Annotated in this window: 12 protein-coding genes; 8 read left to right on the plus strand and 4 right to left on the minus strand. The window is 58.0% G+C overall.

Annotated elements, in window-relative coordinates:
- Window positions 1-28: 28 nt before the first annotated feature.
- Complete coding sequence (locus tag OMR58_RS02575) at window positions 29-1,423, minus strand: amino acid permease (protein ID WP_264545214.1); 1,395 nt, start codon at window positions 1,421-1,423, stop codon at window positions 29-31.
- Between the two features lie 606 nt (window positions 1,424-2,029).
- Here OMR58_RS02575 and dld point away from each other — a divergent pair.
- From dld to OMR58_RS02600, 5 genes are all read left to right on the plus strand, one after another.
- A complete protein-coding gene (gene dld, locus OMR58_RS02580; protein ID WP_264545215.1) occupies window positions 2,030-3,721 on the plus strand; it encodes a D-lactate dehydrogenase in 1,692 nt (563 codons plus the stop codon).
- A gap of 38 nt (window positions 3,722-3,759) precedes the next feature.
- Window positions 3,760-5,457: an Hsp70 family protein gene (locus OMR58_RS02585; protein WP_200560508.1), complete on the plus strand. Its 1,698-nt coding sequence runs from the start codon at window positions 3,760-3,762 to the stop codon at window positions 5,455-5,457.
- Window position 5,458: 1 nt separating this feature from the next.
- Entirely contained in the window at window positions 5,459-6,955 is a 1,497-nt protein-coding gene (locus tag OMR58_RS02590) for a J domain-containing protein (RefSeq protein ID WP_264545216.1), read from the plus strand.
- Window positions 6,952-7,659 carry an alpha/beta fold hydrolase gene (locus tag OMR58_RS02595; RefSeq protein ID WP_264545217.1) on the plus strand — a complete coding sequence of 236 codons (708 nt, stop codon included), beginning with the start codon at window positions 6,952-6,954 and terminating at the stop codon, window positions 7,657-7,659. Before OMR58_RS02590 ends, OMR58_RS02595 begins: the two co-directional genes overlap by 4 nt.
- A 134-nt stretch (window positions 7,660-7,793) precedes the next feature.
- On the plus strand, window positions 7,794-8,258 hold the full coding sequence (locus OMR58_RS02600; RefSeq protein WP_264545218.1) for a YbjP/YqhG family protein: 465 nt from the start codon (window positions 7,794-7,796) through the stop codon (window positions 8,256-8,258).
- 2 nt (window positions 8,259-8,260) lie between these two features.
- Here OMR58_RS02600 and OMR58_RS02605 read toward each other — a convergent pair whose 3' ends face one another.
- Window positions 8,261-9,196 (minus strand): VirK/YbjX family protein, encoded by a 936-nt coding sequence (locus tag OMR58_RS02605; RefSeq protein ID WP_264545219.1) that lies wholly within the window; start codon window positions 9,194-9,196, stop codon window positions 8,261-8,263.
- Between the two features lie 182 nt (window positions 9,197-9,378).
- On the opposite strand from OMR58_RS02605, the gene OMR58_RS02610 reads away from it, so the two are divergent.
- Both OMR58_RS02610 and OMR58_RS02615 read left to right on the plus strand, forming a co-directional pair.
- The gene (locus OMR58_RS02610; protein WP_200560511.1) at window positions 9,379-10,209 is read left to right on the plus strand and encodes an AraC family transcriptional regulator; all 831 of its coding nucleotides are present in this window, start codon (window positions 9,379-9,381) and stop codon (window positions 10,207-10,209) included.
- Between the two features lie 78 nt (window positions 10,210-10,287).
- The gene (locus OMR58_RS02615; RefSeq protein WP_264545220.1) at window positions 10,288-11,247 is read left to right on the plus strand and encodes a DMT family transporter; all 960 of its coding nucleotides are present in this window, start codon (window positions 10,288-10,290) and stop codon (window positions 11,245-11,247) included.
- Between the two features lie 115 nt (window positions 11,248-11,362).
- On the opposite strand, the gene OMR58_RS02620 is transcribed toward OMR58_RS02615, so the two are convergent.
- Together OMR58_RS02620 and OMR58_RS02625 are read right to left on the minus strand one after the other, a co-directional pair.
- On the minus strand, window positions 11,363-11,758 hold the full coding sequence (locus tag OMR58_RS02620; protein WP_264545221.1) for a transposase: 396 nt from the start codon (window positions 11,756-11,758) through the stop codon (window positions 11,363-11,365).
- Between the two features lie 276 nt (window positions 11,759-12,034).
- Window positions 12,035-12,316: a YjcB family protein gene (locus tag OMR58_RS02625; protein ID WP_105592214.1), complete on the minus strand. Its 282-nt coding sequence runs from the start codon at window positions 12,314-12,316 to the stop codon at window positions 12,035-12,037.
- Window positions 12,317-13,085: 769 nt separating this feature from the next.
- Between OMR58_RS02625 and pgaA the strand changes: the two genes are divergently transcribed.
- Window positions 13,086-15,539: a poly-beta-1,6 N-acetyl-D-glucosamine export porin PgaA gene (pgaA, locus tag OMR58_RS02630; protein WP_264545222.1), complete on the plus strand. Its 2,454-nt coding sequence runs from the start codon at window positions 13,086-13,088 to the stop codon at window positions 15,537-15,539.
- Window positions 15,540-15,546: the final 7 nt, after the last annotated feature.

Raw genomic sequence — 15,546 nt, forward strand, 5'->3', positions numbered from 1 at the left:
CTACGCACACGGCCACTCTTTCAGGCGCTTACACTGCCTCTGACTCAACCTGCGCTTTGCGCTGCTTCACCCGCCAGACCCACTCCAGCAGAATAAACCACAGCGGCATGGTACACAGCGCCGTCAGCGTTTCGGCATCAAACACCATCACCACCAGTGAGAACAGGAAGAACAGCAGGGTCAGCCAGCTCATGGCGATGCCCGCCGGCATCTTGAAGGTGGAACGCTGGTGCAGATCCGGGCGACGTTTGCGGTATACCAGATAGGCAATCAGGATCATCGCCCAGCTGTAGATCACCAGAATCGCCGCCAGGGTCGAAACCACGGTGAACAGCGTCATCACGTCCGGCACCAGGAACAGCAGCAGCGTGCCAATCAGCATACAGAAGCAGGTAAACAGCAGGCTGTGCACCGGAATCGAGGTGGTGCGCGACAGAATGCGGAACTGCCAGTGGGCGTGGTCGTCAACCGACAGGCCGTAGAGCATGCGGGTGCTGGAGTAAACGCCGCTGTTGGCGGAGGACATCGCCGAGGTAAGGGCGACAAAGTTGATAATCGCCGCCGCCGCCGGAAGCCCGGCTTTATCAAACAGGGTGACGAACGGGCTGGTATCCGGCGCGATATGTTGCCAGGAGGTGACGGCAATAATCACCACCATCGACAGCACGTAGAAAATGATAATGCGCATCGGAATGGCTTTAATCGCCTTCGGCAGTACGCGTTCCGGCGAGCGGGTTTCGGCGCTCATGGTGCCCAGCAGCTCAATGCCGGTGTAGGAGAAGATGGCGATCTGGAAACCGGCGAAGAAGCCGACAATGCCGTGCGGCATAAACACCTGCGGGTTGGTGACGTTGCTGAGTGACGCCTGTACGCCATCCGGCGAGGTCCAGCCGCTGGCGATCATCCAGCCGCCGGTGACGATCAGCGCCACGATGGCAATCACCTTGATAATGGCGAACCAGAACTCGGCCTCGCCAAACATCTTTACCGACAGCAGGTTAAGCAGGCACAGCAGCGCCAGCGTTGACAGCGCCGGTATCCACGGCGACAGTTCCGGCAGCCAGTACTGCACGTAGCCGCCGCAGACCACCACATCGGCAATACAGGTCACTACCCAGCTCAGCCAGTAGGACCAGCCGAGGTAGAAACTGGCTTTCGGCCCCAGATAGTCGGCCACGAAGTCGGCAAATGAGCGATAGTCCAGCCGGGTCAGCAGCAGCTCACCCATCGCCCGCATGGTCATGTACATAAAGAATCCGACCACCACGTAGGTAATCAGAATGGAGGTTCCCGAAACGGCAATGGTTTTACCTGCCCCCATAAACAGCCCGGTACCGATGGCACCGCCGAGGGCGATCAGCTGGATATGGCGGGAACTCAGGCCCCGGTGCAGATTTTGCTGCGCATCCGCTTGGTCAGACATGGCATCCTCTCAATATTTTTTTGCAGGCAAAGCAATCCCGTCCCGATGGAAAAGGGGGGCAGGCGTACTACGCGACGAGAAAACGGACAGCGCCGTATGGCCTTCACTCAGGCCAGAACCGCTGGCGGGAGGTGAGCGAGTGGCCTAATGCTGGCCGTGGGGAATAACAATGTCAACACAGAATAGCTCGGAATTATTCACTTTTTGATCACATTCAAGTTTCTGAAAAACAGAGGAAAAATTAATTTTATGCATTTTGTGTGAATAAAATATGCATAAAAATACTTTGCCTATGGCTGCTAAAAAGCTAACTATTTATTCATCCTTTCCTGCCGTTTTTTTCAGAAAAATAATCCACGGTCAGAATAAAAATGCGGCGCGCTATTTCTGGACGAACGGCCGGTCATCCAGTCGATCGCCTCTGCATAATGCGCTTTCACCGAAGATCTCTCTGAAATTCCCGAACTGGCTGAAATCATTATCAATGTTGTGGATTTATCCGCCGATAAACCGCGGCATTTTCTGTCGAACAGTGCTAGCTCTGGCGGAAAAGTGTCAGGTACACTCTTTGCGCACATCAATCTTCCAGGGAGAGGTCAACCCGCTATGCAACATGCCAATACCCTACAACAGCTTGGCAAGGTGGTCGGTGCCGACGGTCTGATTACCGACAGCTATCAGAAAGCGTACTACTGCAAAGGATTTCGCGTAGGCCACGGTGACGCACTGGCCGTGGTGCTGCCTGCAACGCTGATTCAGCTCTGGCAGGCGCTTAAAGTCTGCCAGCAAAATGACGTGATTATTCTGATGCAGGCGTCCAATACCGGCGTGACCGGCGGATCGACCCCGCACGGAGACGATTACGATCGCCCGGTGGTCATTATCAGCACCCGAAAAATCAAAGGGGTGCAGGTGATCGATAATGCGCAGCAAATCGTGGCGTTTCCCGGCAGCACGCTGACCGAACTGGAAGAGAGCCTGAAGCCGTACGGTAAAGAACCGCACTCGGTGATCGGTTCCTCCTGCATTGGTGCCTCCGTAGTGGGCGGCATCTGCAACAACTCCGGCGGATCGCTATTACAGCGAGGCCCGGCGTTTACCGAAAAATCCCTGTTTGCCCGCATTACCGACGACGGTCGGCTGGAGCTGGTGAACCATCTGGGTATCGAGCTGGGAACCGAACCGGAGCAGATGATTGCCCGGCTGGAATCCGGCGATTACACCACCGGCACCGCCGCTGACTGGCAGGGGAAAATCTGGGCCGACGACTACGCCTCGGTAATTAAGGACGTGGATGCCGTCACGCCAACGCGCTTTAACGGCAATCCGCAGTATCTGCACGACAGCGCGGGCTGCGCCGGAAAGGTGATTGTGTTTGCCGTGCGCCTCGCCACCTTTGACGCCACGCCGCAGGAAGACACCTTCTATATTGGCACCAACGATGAGCAGGTGCTGCTGGAGCTGCGCCGCTATCTGATTGAAAGTCTTGAACAGCTGCCGATTCAGGCGGAATACATTCATCGCAATGCCTTCCGCCTGACGCTGCGCTATGCCCGCCATATGCTGCTGTCGATTAAACGGCTGGGGCCGTCGGCGCTGCCGGGGCTGATGCAGAAAAAAGCCCGCTGGGATGCGCGGGTGAAGCAACTCAAGCTGCTGCCTGCCAACACCATCGATAAGCTGATCCAGTTGGGCAACCGGCTGACGCCGTCGACGATTTCGCCGCGCCTGCTGTCGTGGCATCGCCGCTACGAACATCACCTGATGATTAAGTTGGCGCATGAGGAAGCGGCGGCGATGAACCGCCTGCTGACCGCGTTCTTTGCCGAGTGCAACGGCGACTGGTTCCACTGTACGGAAGCGGAGCAGGGCGATGCGTTTCTGGTGCGTTTCGGCGTCGGTGCCTGCACCGTTTTTTACTGCGACTACTACGGCATCAATACCGATCGTCGGCTGATTGCCTTCGACGTGGCGCTGCGGCGTAACGACGAGCAGTGGATGATCCAGCTGCCGCCGGAACTCCAGGCGCAGGTACTGGAAGGGTCCTGCTGCGGCCACTTCTTCTGTCTGGTCAATCATCAGGATTACATCCTGAAGCCCGGCGTGGACGGCGCGGCCTTTAAAGACGCGGTGCTGGAATACCTCGATCGGCGCGGAGCGAAGTACCCGGCGGAGCACAATATCGGCCATCTGTATCACGCCTCCAGCGAGCACGAGCAGCATTTTCATCAGCTTGACCCGACCAACAGCTGTAATCCGGGTATCGGCAAAACCAGCAAGAAAAAGAACTGGGCATAACATTTACCCGCGCGGGCGGGTTAACAAGGACAGCGTGAATGACCACCGATTTAGTTATTGGTATCGATCTTGGCACCTCAAACAGCCTGCTGTGCCTGTGGCGCAACGGGCGTTCAGAACTGGTGCCGAACCGTTTTGGCGATTTTCTGACGCCTTCGGTCGTCGGCGTGGACGATGTGGGCAATATGCTGGTGGGCCAGCCCGCTAAGGCGCGATTACAGTCGCATCCTCACCTCACCGCCGCCAGCTTTAAGCGACATATGGGCAGCGAAACCACGGTTAAGCTTGGCGCACAGAGCTTCCGCGCCGAGGAGCTGTCGGCGATCCTGCTGCGTCAGCTGAAAGAGGATGCGGAAAACGCCCTCGGTCAGCCGGTATCCTGCGCGGTGATCACCGTGCCGGCCTATTTCAACGACGTGCAGCGCCGGGCGGTGAAAACTGCCGGTGAACTGGCCGGGCTGGAAGTGAAAAGGCTGCTGAACGAGCCGACCGCCGCCTCGCTGGCGTTTGGCCTGCTGAATAACCAGCAGCAAAAGTACCTGACCTTTGACCTCGGCGGCGGCACCTTTGACGTGTCGATTATCGATATGTTCGACGGCGTGGTGGAAGTGCGTTCCAGCAGCGGTGACGTGTTCCTCGGCGGCGATGACTTTAACGCAGCGATCCTGCGCTGGATGCAGCAGCAGTTCCCCGAGCTGAATCAGGCGGAAGGTGCACTCTACGCCAGCCTCACCCAGCTGGCCGAACGCCTGAAGTGCGATCTCACCCAGTCCTCTCCCGCCACCGCCGAGCTGGAATGGCAGGATAAGCGCTGGCAGTGGGAGCTGAGCGAGGCGAAGTTTGCCGAGATTTGCAGCGAGCTGATTGCCCGCCTCCAGCGGCCCGTCAGCCAGGCGCTACAGGATGCCCGTTTCACCCTCGATCAGCTGGATCACGTGCTGCTGGTGGGCGGCGCTACGCGTATGCCGCTGATCCGTCAGACCGTGGCCCGCCTGTTTGGCCGCTTCCCGCGCCACGATCTGCATCCTGACCAGGCGGTTGCGCTGGGCGCAGGCGTGCAGGCCGGGATGGTGATGGAGGACAGCGCGGTAGAAGACGTGATCCTCACCGACGTGATGCCGTACTCGCTGGGGGTGGCGACAATGCGCGAGCAGCATGGCCGCCAGGAAGCGGGCTTCTTCCTGCCGCTGATTGAGCGCAACACCTTCCTGCCGGTGAGCATGGAGAAAACCCTGTGTACCGCCGTCGACAATCAGACCCTGGTGGAAGTTGAGATCTACCAGGGAGAAGGGCGGCGGGTGAAGGACAATATCCAGCTGGGCGACATTAAACTTGAAGTACCGGCGCGCAAGGCGGGTGAAGTCAGCATCGACGTGCGCTTTACCTATACGCTGGACGGCATTCTGGAAGTGGAGTGCCGCACGTCGGCATCGGACACCATCAGCCGGCTGGTGATTGAAAACGTGCCGGGCCAGATGAGCGCGGAGGAGATCCAGCAGAGCCTGCAACGGCTGGCCTCGCTGAAGCAGCATCCGCGCGATCGGCCGGAAAACCGCCGGGTGCTGACGCGCTGCAACGAGCTTTATCGCTTCCTGCTGGGTGAAGAGCGGCAGCAGATTGATGCGGCGCTGTCGGCGTTTGAACAGCTGCTGGAAACCCAGGATGTACGTCAGATTGCTGATTTCCGTCAGCATCTGGAACAGATGCTGTCCCGCTACGATAACTGGACCCAGTAACATGAACGAATGGAGTGTACTGGGGATCGATCCGACCCGTGACGAGAGTGAGATCCGCCGCGCCTATGTGAAACAGCTGAAGCAGCACCGCCCGGATCGCGATCCTGAAGGCTATCAGCGGCTGCGCGAGGCGTGGGAACAGGCGAAGCAGTATGCCGCCAGCGCGCCGGGCGAACTGGCCGGTTTTGGCTTCCAGGTTCAGTCCGGGGAAGCTGGCTTAACGCTGGTGCTTGATGATAATGGCGTGGAGTACAGCGGAAACGGTGACGATGTTCGGCATGATGGCGCTGCAATCTCCGACGAGGAGCCGGGCGCACATGCCGCCGATCGCATTCTGCTGCCGGAAGACATTGAGAATTCGCCCAATCGCACTGGCATGACGTCAGATAACGCGGAAGATATCCCTCTGCCGCCGCCCGCCTACAGCATAAAAGAAATCAACCGGCTGGCGGAGCGGCTGCTGGTATCAGAGCAGGGCATGGCGCAGCTGGAGGAAACCTGGTTGCGGGTCGCGGCTAACGGCTCGCTGTTGCAGCAGCAGCAGTTCAACCAGCAGCTGGCACAGGCGCTGGTTGACCGGCCGGGACTGACCGAAGAGCTGTTGATGCGCCTGTCGGAAACGCTCGGCTGGGGGCTGGACGGCTACGATGATACCCGGCTGCTGTCGGGCCGCCTGGTGTGGCAGCTCAACCGCGCCGCACGCCGCACGGCAATGGGGGCAAGCTGGCAGGCGCTGCTGCATTCCGCCGGGGATTCCTGGCGCAAAAAACGGATGGTGGCGTTAATCGCCGGCAGCGACGAGAAAATGCCGCTGTGGGCAAGGCTGATCCCCAATTTTCTCGCCGATATGAGCAAGCAGGTGGATGAACTGTGCACCCGCTATCCCGAGCTGACCGACCGCATCAATCCGATGGTATTGCAGTACAGCCAGGAAAAGTGCTTTCAGGAAAAGCACGTTGCACTGAGCTGGGCCGGCGTGTATCTGCTGCTGTTCTGGGGCGTGGTCATTAACCGCAGCGCGGTTGAAGCACATCCAACATGGCCGGTGCTGACGCTGAGCGGCGTACTGATTCTGTTTTACCTCTACGGCCACGATCTGGTTTTCCAAACGCTGCGGCGCTGGCAGATCGCGTTGGGCGTCTGGCTGCTGATTGAAGGCATACTCTCGACCCTGGTGGTTGCCCTCTTTTTGGTGCTGATGCATTTTGGCCTGCCGAAGCTGCTGGGCAACCGGGCAGAGCTGGCGGGGCTGCTTGAAATCATGCTGGCGCTGATTGTGCTCAGCGGGGTATGGCGCATCCGCGAGCGCGGCGTTCCCGTTATCTGTCTGCCGGGTCATCTGGTCAACTGGCTGCTGGCCGCGCCGTGGAACGCACCGCGAGCAATACCGTCACGCATGCTGGGGGCAATCATTGGCCTGACCGCCTATTTCGGTAGCTGTGCCGTTATGTATGAGTTTTTCAAGTTGGCCAATAATGTTCTGGAGCACTACCGATGACCGCACTGGTATTACTGCCCGGACTGATGTGCGATGCCGGGCTCTGGCAGGGGTTGTTGCCGCAGCTGGAGGCGACAGGCCCGCTGACCTTTGGCGATCTGTCGCAGGGAAAATCGGTTGAGGAGATGGCCGCCAGGGTGCTGGAGTACTGCCCGCCGGAGTTCGTGCTGGTGGGGTTTTCGATGGGCGGTTTTGTCGCCCGCGAGATTGCTCGCCAGGTGCCGCATCGCGTGCGGGGGCTGGTGCTGATTGCCACCTCCAGTGCAGCAGACAGCGTGATGCAGTCGCAGTTTAAAGCGACGGTCGCCGGGAAGCTTGAGCAGGACAGCGGCCCATTCCGCGGGCTGAGCCACCGGGCGATTAAGCTGTCGCTGGGCCAGCAGCACGAAGACGATCCGCAGCTGGTGCAGCAGATCCTCGATATGAGCCTGCGGCTGGGGCGGGAAACCTGGATTCGTCAGCTGCTGATGGCGCGCAACAGTGACAGCCATCTGCTGGCCGACATTCGCTGCCCGACGCTGGTGATTGCTGCCGCAGACGATCGCATGCGCAGCCTGGCGGAGTCGCGGGCGCTGTGTGAGGCGATCCCTGATGCGGAATTCCGGCTGGTGGAGGATTCCGGCCATATGCTGCCGCTTGAACAGCCACAGCGGCTGGCGGCGATCCTGACGGAGTGGATTAACACCTGTATCACTCGCCGATAAACAGTTACCAAAAAAAGCCGGGAACACCGCCGGGAACACTGGATTAGCCGCGTAAATTCAATACAATCACAGGCGGCATGGAGTGCCTGGGCTGATTGAGGAAAACAAGTCGTGGTTAATCCGGGATGGTTGGAATGAAAAAGTGGTTATTGATGCTGATTGCCCCGATATTCGCCTTTCAGGCGATGGCGGCAGAGCATAATGCCGATCCGCACAGTACCAGCGTGGCCTTCTACAGCTGGTATCTGACGGCGCTGAGCAAAGAAGAAAGCCCGATCGATGAGCACGATCCGCTGCTGAGTGAGTATGTTACCCAGCGGCTGCTGCAAAAAATCAATCTGCTGATTAAAAGCCCGGAAGGCATGGATGATGATTACTTTCTGCAGGATCAGGACTACAGCGACGGCTGGGTGAATAACGTCAGCGTCAGCGATTTCACGCTGAACGGCAATCGCGCCTTTGGCGACGTGACACTCGGGCGCGACCCGACCGATCAACAGCATCTGCTGGTCACGCTGGTGCACGAGCACGACGGCTGGAAGATAGACGACGTACAGCTGGAACCGGCCGCCGGTACCGCGCAGCCGCCAGCCGGTTAATCTTATCGGGTAAAGCGGCTCAGCTGCTGATGCAGTTGGTCAAGCAGCGCATAGCGGCGGCGGTACTCGGCGCGCTTTTTACTGGCGATCTCCTCCAGCGGTTTTTGCGCCAGGCTGAGCGGCAGCTGGTATAAATGACGCGATGCTACCGTCGCGTTAACCGACTGCCAGAACTCATCATAGCAGGCGTGAAACAGCGCCCTTTTTTTCAGGCGATAGCGCAGGCTATAGAACACATGGCCGCCATCGCGCACCGCATAAATCTGCTGAATGCCCATCGCCGCGGCGAGCTGCATCAGCGCTTCCAGCAGGACTCTTTTGGGGAACAGCCCGTGGCACGCTTTGGTGGCGTGGCGAATAAATTCATGCGGCGTATCGCGGTGAGCGCCCTGCAGGCCGCCGACGATCAGCTGCGGTTTGCCATTGCGCTCGGTCACGGCAAACGTCAGCACTCCCAGCAGAGTGCCGTCGCAGTGGAGGAGTAAATTCACTTCCCCTTCTCGCTCGCAGCGACCGTTGCATATCATGGTGATCGCTATGGCCTCACCGTCTTTCCCACTGAAGCGGGCGAGTGCGAAATCTGTCGCGCTAAGCATCGCCTGGCGCAGCTCTTCACACGCCAGCTGCGAGACAAAGCGGTAATGATCGTGCAGCGCCGCCACGCGCTGGCTGACCGACAACCCAAGATGCAGGTAAGGGCGGTGGATTTTTCCCGGCAGCGTGGGCTGCTGCGGCAAAATCTGCTGCATCGGCGCAAAGGCGGCGATATGGCGCATATGCTGCCAGCTGCTGACGGGGGTCAGCATGGAGCGCAGCAGAAATTTGGCGCGCCACGAGGGCGAAAGCCACAGCTTTTCCGGCGCCAGCTGGCCGCCAATTAATGCTGAAAATAACGCAAGGCCGTTGTTCGTACGTGGAGTGAGAAGAATTTCCGACATAGCAGATTATCCTTTTCCGCTGGTTAAAACCGTATTTGAGCAGGTGCCAGATAAATAGAGTCACAATGAGTGCGAGGGCTTTTACTGCACAGGTGAGCCGTTTAACCGGGGTTTAATCAGCACTTTTCGACGCGACCTGAACGTCGTAAACTGATGGTCGATTTTTCAGCGAGGAGGCGAAAGTGGAAGGTGTACCGGAACAGTTTTGCTACGAGCAGGACCGCGCCAGCTTCCGCCATCTACCCGGCGTGCAGGGCGTAGAGCTGTATCGCGCGCACATCACGCACTATGCCTTTGAGCCACACACCCACGAAGCGTTTGGCATCGGAACGATCGACATCGGTGCCGAGCGGTTTCGCTATCGCGGTGAACAGCACCTGGCCCCGGTCGACTCGCTGGTGTTAATGAATCCGGACGAGCTGCATACCGGCGAATCCGCCAGCGAGGGCGGCTGGCAGTATCGTATGATCTACCTTGAGCCGCAGCGGCTTGCCGAGCTGACCGGCGAATCGGGCTGGTGGTTTGACCGCGCGGTGCGCCATCACCCGCAGCACGCGCGCGAAGTTTCGCAGATCCTCTCCCGGCTGTGGCAGACGGACGATGCTCTGGCGATTGATGGGCTGTTGCTGTCGCTTTGTGACGTACTGCGCCCCCACGCCCGTAATGTTTGCCCCTCGGAGGCTCCGGCCCGCCACCGCTTCGATCGGGTACGCGACTATCTGCGCGATAATCTGGCGGAGCGTATCACGCTCGGCGATCTCTCCGCGCTGATGTCGCTCAGCCCTTATCATTTCCAGCGTCAGTTTAAGGCGCAGTATCACGTTACCCCGCATCAGATGCTGATGGCTTTTCGTCTCTATCAGGCCCGTCAGCTACTGATCGATGGCATGCCCTCAGCCGAGGTTGCCGCCGCCGTCGGGCTGACCGACCAGGCACATCTGACCCGCAGTTTTGCCGCCCGTTATGGCATCACCCCCGCCCGCTATCAGAAGCAGGTCCGCCAGAGCGGTTAGCGCAATTTGCTACAATCCCCGCCGCGCCATCCCCCCTCATAATACGGTATTGCTGTTGTGTGCTATCTGGAGTGAACGATGTTAGCGGGAATTTTATTTGCCCTCGGAGCGGGGCTGATGTGGGGATTGATCTTTGTCGGGCCGCTGCTGGTTCCGGACTATCCGGGAACCCTGCAGTCCATGGGACGCTATCTGGCCTTCGGGCTGATTGCGCTGCCGCTGGCCTGGCAGGATCGCCAGCGCCTGCGCGGTCTGACGGGGGATGACTGGCGGGAAGCGTTTAAGCTGACGCTGGTGGGGAATCTGCTTTACTACGCCTTTCTGGCGACGGCTATCCAGCGCACCGGCGCACCGGTTTCCACGATGATTATCGGCACGCTGCCGGTGGTGATTGCGGTCTGCGCTAACCTGTTTTACGGCGGCGATGATGGCCGACTCAGCTGGCGGAGCCTGGCTCCTGCACTGCTGCTGATCGTCTGCGGGCTGGCCTGCGTTAACGTGGCTGAAATGAACGGGGCCGGGCAGCAGTTCGACCCGTGGCGCTATTTCAGCGGTATCGCGCTGGCGCTGGCTGCGGTTATCTGCTGGACGTGGTATCCGCTGCGCAACTCGCGCTGGCTGCGGCAGCATCCGACGCTGCGCCCCGGTACCTGGGCAACCGCGCAGGGGCTGGCAACGCTGCCGCTGGCGCTGCTGGGCTATCTGCTGGTGATGGGGCAGCTGCATCTGACGCAGCCTGAGTTTAGTCTGCCGTTTGGCCCACAGCCGGGGGTATTTATCGCGCTTATGCTGGCTATCGGGCTGCTGTGCTCGTGGCTGGGGACGCTGTGCTGGAATGAAGCCAGCCAGCGCCTGCCTGCGGTGCTGCTCGGGCCGTTAATCGTATTTGAAACGCTGGCCGGGCTGGCCTATACCTTTGCCCTGCGCCAGGCGTGGCCACCTTTGCTGACGTTTTGCGGCATTATCTGCCTGATTAGCGGGGTGGTGGTGGCGATGCGGATTAAGCCTCAGCCACGGATTGTGCCGCTGAACGAATAATCATCAGACAGTATGCTGCGTTAACTTTAGCGAAAACATTAGCACCGACCGCATATTACTTGCCCGGTCGGTGGCTAATGTTAAAGAGTGATAAATAATTTCTGCTGTCAGCAGACTACTGACTGTCACAGGTGCAAGGGTAGTGATAAACGCTGCGGCTGATATTCAGCAGGCGGCAGCTGCGGCGGGTTCCCACGTTGTGGGTATCCTGCAGAAAGGTGACCGCTTTGCGCTTATCGCCGGTGGTGAAGAATTTCTTCACAATACTCTGAAGCAGTTCTTTATCGGAGGAAATCAGCTGCAGTTCGCGCGACAGGCTGTGCAGTGACTCTTCTAATTCTTTGATTTTTCTTCCATGTTCTGAATTTAATCCGGCGTACTTCTTTTTCCAACTGTAGAAGGTCGCTTCAGAAATACCGAGGTTTTCACAAATTTGTTTAACTTTAATACCTTCTTCTGAATCTTTAATTGCTCTGCTGATTTGTTCTGCCGTATATCGTGACTTTCTCATAAATGCTATTACCTTTCTTAACTATAATATGGCGATAATAACTGGAGTTAATTAATGCTGAGGTAGTTCGGCTATTTTATATCAGTATTTCACGATATGCGATTAGGAAAATTCCTGTGGATTTAAAATAAACTCTTATTCGGATTATTGCGGTGAGGGTTATTTTAGAGCCTGAGGTAATTCCACGCGGTTTTAACAAAGTAGCAAAGAAGAGGGAAGTGAAGGGGAACTGAAAACAACATTGCCCGATGAAGAGTTCTTCATCGGGCCGGGAAATCAGGGCATCGGCCAGTCCGGCGGCGTCTGGCTCATAACGTTGATAAACACGTCTTTAGTGATATGCCAGAAGTTGTATAAATTTTCCATGCTCAGGCTAATCCCTAACAGACCGGTGACGAACCAGCACGACATGCCAATACCGATGCCGGTAAAGACGAACGCCATGGCGTTGCGGCTGGCTTTACGGCACTGCACGTTAAACGTGCTGGCGATAAACATCATTACTGCACTCAGCAGTTCCCATCTCATCAGCATAACGCTGGCAGTAATCGTACCCATGTTTAACTCCACGATGATCGGTCCTGACAGACTGGAAGCGGCATCACCGAAAGCGGAACAAGAGCTGCCAGGTAGGCTCTTTCCGGACTGACATTAAAGGTCAAGGAAGTGTGACGACGGTCACATTATATCATCGGTTTTTAAAAGTTGAACGAAATTTACGCACGATATGACAGTTTTTTGTCTCGTGGAAAGCGCCCTGTCGTTATGCGGTATGCCGGGTTTTTCTTAATCAAAAGGAATGAAATTTATCACGGTGATTAAATTTGCCCATCGAAAAAGGCTTTTTCACTTTGCATAAAGGCAGTGAATCAACTAAGGCCGTGCGGTGAAAATCAGATCCATCTATTACTGGAGTTTTGTCGTTTTCATTTTCCCGATTAAATATTCATGACAGCACTGATTAATTTGTCTGATGGGAATTTAGTTTTTCATTTTTTGAACAAAAGCTTTTTTATAAATTGCGTTAGCCCGCGGGATTAGTCTTATTTCAACTGGTATGGTGAGTTTGGTAATTGCTTGAAAATAAATAATTTATTGATATTGAATTTTAGAAAATAAGCCTGGATTACAACGGTTTAAGAGGAATCTGAAGCCTGGAAAGTTGTACAGATTGCCAATGATATGTAGGATTTTGATCACAAATGATACGACTGCCTATTCTCCCGAAAGCTGATTTTGGGTGGGGATTCCGTCGCTCTAATAATTTAAATAAATAAAAAATCCAACAATACACCTGTACGGATAAGTAAAATAATAAGGAGTTGCCGTGTTATTTTGTTGCTTTTCCAGGTTGAAATGCCGCCCACACCAGCGGAAAAAAGCGGTCGCGTTATTACTCACATTCAGCACCCTGCCATCGCTGGCAGCGGCGCAGAATTATGACGCCCTGATCGTTGCCGCTCGCGAGGGGAACAATGCTCCTGCTCTGCAATTCTTCGACGGTGAAGCCGCACGACGAACGCTGAGTGCGGGTGAAATAGCCGACTGGTTGCAGATTGCCAACTGGGCCGGGAACGATCGTCAGGTGGTGGCCGTCTGGCAGCGTTACGATCGGCAGGTGACGCTGCCGGTTCGTGGCCTGCAGGCGGTGGCCGGTTCGCTGCGCAATCTGCACCAGTGGCAGCCATCGCTGGCGCTCTGGCAGCGGGCGCTGGTTCGCGAGCCGGGCAACGACGATTTGTACAGCGGTTATCTGATGACCCTGGCTGATGCCGGGCGCAGTGCGCAAGCCCTGCCGCTGGCGCAGCAGCGTGTCGGACAGGCTGCCACCGCGCGTCGCTGGCTCGATCTCTCCTACGTTCAGTTTGCCGCCGGGAAAAAAGAGGATGCGCTACACTCCGCCAGCCAGGCTGAATTGCGCTTCGCGGGCGATCGGCAGATTGAACAAAACTACCTGAATGCGCTCTCCCTCAATCGGGTCAGCGGCCCGGCGCTGCTTCAGGCTGCGCACACAAGCCCCGATGCGGCGCAGCTGCGCAGACTGCAGCGCGATGCCGCGGCGGAAAAAGTACGTATTGCCTTTGCGCCCAGCCGCTCGGAAGCGGAGCGCTTTACCGTCGCCGATCGGGCGCTGGCTGACTATCAGCCGCTGCTGGCGGCCTGGCAGCACGACCCTGCCGCTCATTCTGACTATCAGCAGGCGCGCATCGACAGATTGGGTGCGCTGGTGGCCCGCAGCCGGATGCAGGAAGCGGTGGATGAGTACCAGCGGCTGACGGCAGAAGGCGCGGTGATCCCGACCTATGCCCGCCGCTGGGTGGCGGCCGCCTTCCTCTGGCTGCGCCAGCCGGATCGCGCGGTGGCACTCTATCAGTCGCTGTCGCCGGAAACCTCATCCAGTCCGCTCAGCCGCACCGAACAGAGCGATCTGTTCTATGCACTGGCCGAGGATGAGCAGCCCGATGCCGCACGCCGGCAAAGCGATCGGTTCGTTGCCTCCAGCCCGTATCTGCTCAATATTTTCGGTTCACCGGAACGGGTGCCTAACGACGACTGGCTGGATGCGCAGCAGTTGCAGGTTCAGTCGTCACTGCTGCATGACGATTTGCCTGCGGCACAGCAGCAGGCCGAACATCTGGCGCGCACCGCGCCGGGAAATCAGGGATTACAGATCGACGTAGCCAGCCTGTGGCTGACCCGCGGCTGGCCGCGCCGGGCGGAAGCCGAACTGAAGCGGGTGGAGAGCATGGAGCCGCGCAGTCTGGGGCTGGAAACGCAGCAGGGGCTGACCGCGCTGGAGCTGCAGGAGTGGCGGCAGGCCGACCTGCTGGCGGATGACGTGATCACGCGCCAACCGGAAAGCCGCAGCACGCAGCGGCTCGATCGCCTGCGCGATGTGCATCGCTACGCCGAGCTGCGCGTGCAGGGTGAACACGGCATCAACTCCGACAGCCCGGTCAGCGGCGCTAACGATCTCTCCCTCGACGCGCTGCTCTACAGTCCGCCCATCGAAGAGAACTGGCGGGTCTTCACCGGCCTGTCGTTTGCCGACAGCGAGTTCAGTGAAGGCCGGGGAATTAACCGCAGCGTGCGCGGCGGTGTGGAGTACCGCGCGCGCGACAACTGGGCGGAAGCGGAGCTGAACGGCCAGCGCTACGGCAGCGGGCAGAAAATCGGTGCTCGGCTGTCTGGCTGGCACGATTTTAGCGATAGCTGGCGCATCGGCGGCAGCGCGGAGCGGCTGATGCGTGAAACGCCGCTACAGGCACTGCGCAACGGCATCACCGTCAACGGCGGTAATCTCTGGGCGCGCTGGCGGCAGAGCGAACGCCGCGAATGGCAGGTCTCCGTCGCGCCGTCCTGGTTCTCGGACGGTAACAACCGCGTTGAGTGGTCGGTTGACGGCTCGGAACGGCTGACCTCGGGCGCGCGCTATACCCTCGACTTCACGCCGAATATCAGCGGCAGCCACAACAGTAAAACGGATACGCCGTACTACAGCCCGTCGCGGGCTCTGGCGGTGGTGCCTGCGCTGAGCCTCGATCACCTGATGTATCGCCACTATCAGACCGAATGGAGCCAGCAGGTTGAGGTGGGTGCCGGTGCCTACTGGCAGCAGGGGCAGGGCAGCGGCGCGGTGACCACGGTCAGCTACGGCCAGCGGGTTCGCTGGAACGACGTGCTGGATACCGGCGTCAAGCTGACGTGGGATAAACGCCCGTATGACGGCGTCCGCGAGAAAAACCTTTCTGTTTCATTTGATATGAACTACCGATTCTGAGGATCAG

The organism is Erwinia sp. INIA01 (assembly GCF_025947915.1).
Lineage (GTDB): Bacteria > Pseudomonadota > Gammaproteobacteria > Enterobacterales > Enterobacteriaceae > Erwinia > Erwinia coffeiphila.

Bases quoted from the DNA above. Each gene is read 5' to 3' on its own strand.
- OMR58_RS02575 (WP_264545214.1), bottom strand. From the start codon at position 1,423: ATGTCTGACCAAGCGGATGCGCAGCAAAATCTGCACCGGGGCCTGAGT.
- dld (WP_264545215.1), top strand. From the start codon at position 2,030: ATGCAACATGCCAATACCCTACAACAGCTTGGCAAGGTGGTCGGTGCC.
- OMR58_RS02585 (WP_200560508.1), top strand. From the start codon at position 3,760: ATGACCACCGATTTAGTTATTGGTATCGATCTTGGCACCTCAAACAGC.
- OMR58_RS02590 (WP_264545216.1), top strand. From the start codon at position 5,459: ATGAACGAATGGAGTGTACTGGGGATCGATCCGACCCGTGACGAGAGT.
- OMR58_RS02595 (WP_264545217.1), top strand. From the start codon at position 6,952: ATGACCGCACTGGTATTACTGCCCGGACTGATGTGCGATGCCGGGCTC.
- OMR58_RS02600 (WP_264545218.1), top strand. From the start codon at position 7,794: ATGAAAAAGTGGTTATTGATGCTGATTGCCCCGATATTCGCCTTTCAG.
- OMR58_RS02605 (WP_264545219.1), bottom strand. From the start codon at position 9,196: ATGTCGGAAATTCTTCTCACTCCACGTACGAACAACGGCCTTGCGTTA.
- OMR58_RS02615 (WP_264545220.1), top strand. From the start codon at position 10,288: ATGTTAGCGGGAATTTTATTTGCCCTCGGAGCGGGGCTGATGTGGGGA.
- OMR58_RS02620 (WP_264545221.1), bottom strand. From the start codon at position 11,758: ATGAGAAAGTCACGATATACGGCAGAACAAATCAGCAGAGCAATTAAA.
- OMR58_RS02625 (WP_105592214.1), bottom strand. From the start codon at position 12,316: ATGGGTACGATTACTGCCAGCGTTATGCTGATGAGATGGGAACTGCTG.